General features: G+C 31.5%; 2 protein-coding genes. Both read left to right on the forward strand.

The genetic code is table 11. From position 1 onward, the window contains the following. On the forward strand, window positions 1-372 hold a 372-nt coding region (locus GQS57_RS18075), incomplete at its 5' end, for a T9SS type A sorting domain-containing protein (RefSeq protein WP_165734375.1). Window positions 373-843: 471 nt separating this feature from the next. Then, the coding region (locus GQS57_RS18080; RefSeq protein ID WP_240915526.1) for a PA14 domain-containing protein at window positions 844-4,819 on the forward strand (3,976 nt) is incomplete at its 3' end.

The raw sequence follows: 4,819 nt of genomic DNA on the forward strand, positions 1-4,819 counted from the left end.
ACAAATACATCTTACAATGTTAAACAAGGAAAAGCTACTTTAACTTTAGAAAAAGGAGTTTATACAGATCGCTTTGTACTTGCTTTTAAAGATGCTAGTGTACTTAGTGTAGAAGATGATATTTTAGAAGGATATACAAGTATTTATGCCGACAATGAGAATAACAATATTGTAATCTCTAAAAATCAAGATATAGAAATTAACAAAGTAGAATTGTTTGATATTCTTGGTAAAAAAGTAAGTCTTTGGAATATTAAAGAACAAAAAAGTACGTATCAATTAGACATTAAAAAACAAATACCAACCGGTATTTATATTGTAAAAATGAGAACTAATAAAGGTGATACTAACAAAAAAGTAATTATTGAATAACAAATACTTGTACTGATAAATTAAGGTAGATTAAATTAAAAACGAGTAACAGAAATAAATTTCTGTTACTCGTTTTTTTTTATCAAAAAATAATATAAAACAACGTGTATAAAAAAAGTTGCTTTACTTTTATATACACGTTAAATTAAATAGTCATAGTTTCTAACAAACCTAAATAAAACTACTATTTTAAAGCATTTATGCAGTTTTACTTAAAATAAATTTTCTTCTTTTAAAATAAAAATAATGAATGGTTATTTATATCAATTTCATAAAAAATAAGAATCATTATCTAATTCATAAAAAAAAATAAAAAAAACAATTATCTAAGAAAAACACAAGAATACTAAAACCAAAAAAACGGATATTACGTATACATTTAAAATAATATAGAGTATTATCTTAGAGGTCAAAGCCTAATAACACTTCAATTGATTAATAATCCACTACTTTTGCAATAAATTTTCTTTCATGATTAACCCCCTTAATAAAACGAAAAAATTTCGTTTAAAAAAATCACAGTTTTTATATGTGTTATTTCTATTTACAATAAATAGTTACTCACAAACTCTAATTACTACTTCTATAGGAAAATCAACAAATAAAACGAATACCACTGATACAGTAGATACAGATAATGATGGTATTATTGACTCTATAGATATTGATGATGATAACGATGGAATTTTAGATGTTAACGAAACAGATAACAATTGTGCTGCTTCTAGAAATAATCGTTTAAACTATGAGTTTTATGATAGTGTACCTACCGGTTCTACAGTAGATAACATACCTACAACAGGTGCAAAAGGTACGGGTACCGTTACAGATTTTGATGTAGATACTCTTTATGCTATAGAAACACCAGGAGATGGTGATACCTTTAGTATACGATATACAGGTTTTATAACTATTGAAACCTCAGAAACGTATACTTTTTACACCAACTCAGATGATGGTTCTAAACTATTTATAGATAATAATCAAATTGTAAGTAATGACGGAAACCATGGCCCTACAGAAAAAAGTGGAAGTATCGCTTTATTACCGGGTTTACACGACATTACAGTACTATTTTTTGAAAACGGTGGAGGCGAATCTCTAACTGTTCAATACTCAAGCAGCAGCATTACCAAAAGTGCTATTCCTTTTTCTAAATTATCGTCAAGTAAAATTTGTGATAATGATCCTGATGGAGATGGCATCACTAATTCGTTAGATTTAGATTCAGATAACGATGGTATCCCAGATAATATTGAAGCACAAACTACTAGAGGTTATATCCCTCCTACAGGAATCGATTCGGATAATGATGGTTTAGACGACGCTTATGATGCAACTCCTAATGGTAATTCAGACGGATCTGGTTCATTAGGTTTAACAACTATTAATACAGATGAAAATGCTATTTCTGGTGCAGATGTTAAACCAGATTATTTAGACTTAGATGCTGATGGTGATGGTTTATTTGACATTGTTGAATCCGGAAGCAATTTATCGAACGATGGTGCTGGTAAAGTAACAGGGACTGTTGGTACAAACGGACTTGCAGATGCTATTGAGACAGATGGTACAGATAATTTATATACAGATGTAAACGGAAAGTATGATGACACACAAACGGATAACTTTACAGATACCGATGGAGATGCCAACTCCGCTATTGGTGATGTAGATTACAGAGATATCAATGTAAATATAGATACAGATAATGATGGCATACCAGATTCTATTGATGCAGATAGCGATAATGATGGTATTATAGACAGTGTAGAAGATGGAAACTGTGATCTTTCTGAAAAAGTAGAAATTATTGTAATTTCTAGCGAAGACTTTGGTACAGGAACTACTAGAACTACAAATAACAATGTAGAAAATCATTCATATACTAGTTCTGGTGCCATACCAGATGGTTCTTATGCCGTAGTTTCATCACTCACTTCAGGATTATCAGACTACAATCGTACAGACAAAAATGGAAATATAGATTCAAATATAGATCAATTTACAGGTCCAGCAGGTGGTTCTACAAACAGTAGATATTTAGCTATAAACATGATTAATCAAGCTAATACAGAGTTTTATCGTCAATCTTTAACCAATTTAATTATTGGAGCAGATTATAGGTTTAGACTAGATTTAGCGGGTTTATGTAATGGATGTAGTGACAAGCCAATTTTTAGATTGGAAGTACAAGATGATTCTGGAGCAACAACACAAACAATATCATCACCAGCGGCAGGAGAACCTAATGATGATATTTGGAGAAGAGTATCTTTAAACTTTACAGCAACAAAAACCACTTTAGATATTGTAATTTTTAACGACCAACCTAATGGTTCTGCAGGGAATGATGTTGGGGTAGATAATATTGTTTTTGCTACTTTAGAATGTCCAGCAAGTTTTAATGATCAAGATGGAGATGGTATCCCTAATTCTTTAGATTTAGATTCTGATAATGATGGTATTCCAGATGTTATAGAAGCTGGTGGTATAGACGCTGATAGAGATGGTAAAGCAGATGGAGATATAGACCCTAACAACGGAATACCAAGTTCTGCAGGTACAGGCAATACACCTACAAATACAGATGGAGATGCTGTTGCAAATTACTTAGATTTAGATGCAGATAATGACGGAATTCCAGATAATATAGAAAGCCAAACATCTAAAGGTTATATCGCTCCTAGTGGTTTTGGTGCAGGAATAACAGATGCAAACAACAATGGTATGGACGATGCTTATGAATCTGGTGCAATTATTGGAGTAAACCCAACAAATACAGACGAAAATGCAACTGTAAATGCAGATACAATACCAGATTATTTAGACTTAGATTCTGATGGCGATGGTATATTTGATGTTATAGAATCTGGAACAGGCTTACCAAATGATGGTAACGGAATGTCTACAGGTACTTTTGGTATTAATGGTTTAAACGATCTTGCAGAAACGGGTAATACCGATTTAGGTTATACTGATGTAAATGGTCTTTTTGACAACACACAAACGGATAATTTTACAGATGCTGATACAGATGCCTTAACTTTTGGAGATGTAGATTATAGAGATATTTCTGATGATGGAATTGCAATGATTACTCAAGTATATCAATTTGATAATGATACGAATACAGAAAAAGACAGATGGATAGAAATTACAAATATTCATGCTACTAAAAGTATTGCTGCTAATCTTATTCAAGTTCAATTATATGTAGATAAAACAGGTGTACAAACCACAGCTCCAGATACTTTCTATACATTTCCGAATATATTAGCTGCTGGTAAATCTATATTGTTAAAAAGCACTAATAATGCAATTACTAACTTTGATAACCCTGATCTAACAAGAGTTATAAATAGCGACGTATTAACCAATATTGAAGGCGCTAATGACATGGTTACTTTATCATCTACCAATGATGCTTCTTCTTACAACAACAGATATGACATCATTCAAGCAATTGCTGATAAAACATCACAAGTAAGAATAGATGAAACATTAATATACAATAAAAACTACGATGCAAATGAATGGGTAGTATTTATAGATGATGCTATTTTACCTTATCAACCAATTGGTGATGAAACTGTTGCAGGAGATAAAAGACATCCGCAAGATCCTTTAATCTCAGAAATTGAATCTTCTAGTACAGAAGCTAATACTTTGTTAGGTCTACATAGAATTAATATTACTACATCAACAGCTACTAACAATTTGTATACAAATGGGTATCCAGATAGATCTCGTTCTGTGGTAATTGATCAAGATTTTAAACATGAAACAAACAGATTAAGCGCTAGAAAACTTAAAGTTAATGCAAGTAACACGTTAACAGTAACAGATCAATTGTTAGTAGTTACAAATGATATTACTTTAGATGGTGATATTCGTTTAGCAGGTACTTTAGCTCAATTAGTGCAAACTCACACTGGTACTAGCACAATTTCAAGTACAACAACTGGTGTTATGGGAAAACTTTTAGTAGATCAAAACTCAGATATACCTAGTTTATATAGATATGGGTACATGAGTTCTCCTGTTAATTCAGGAACTAACACCTACACTATAGAAGATGTATTAAAAGACGGTACAGATCCAAGCAATCCAAAAGACATAACATTTGTTGATGGTTATGATGGTTCTTTTGACCCAACAAATACACTTGCCATTTCATTAGCAGATTACTGGATTTACACCTATTCTCCTGAAACTAATGGTAGAATAAACTATGTACATCAAAATGAAGATGGTGAAATAAATAGAGGTGATGGATTTATTTTTAAAGGACCTGGTAAAGAAGATGGACAAAACTATACTTTCTCAGGAACACCTAATGATGGTGATTTTAATACCATAGTTCAAATAGGTACTGATCAAGATTACTTAATTGGTAACCCTTTCCCTTCTGCTATAAATACTAGAAAATTTATAGAAGACAATC

It is taken from the genome of Polaribacter sp. 20A6, from assembly GCF_011378915.1.
Taxonomy (GTDB): domain Bacteria; phylum Bacteroidota; class Bacteroidia; order Flavobacteriales; family Flavobacteriaceae; genus Polaribacter; species Polaribacter sejongensis.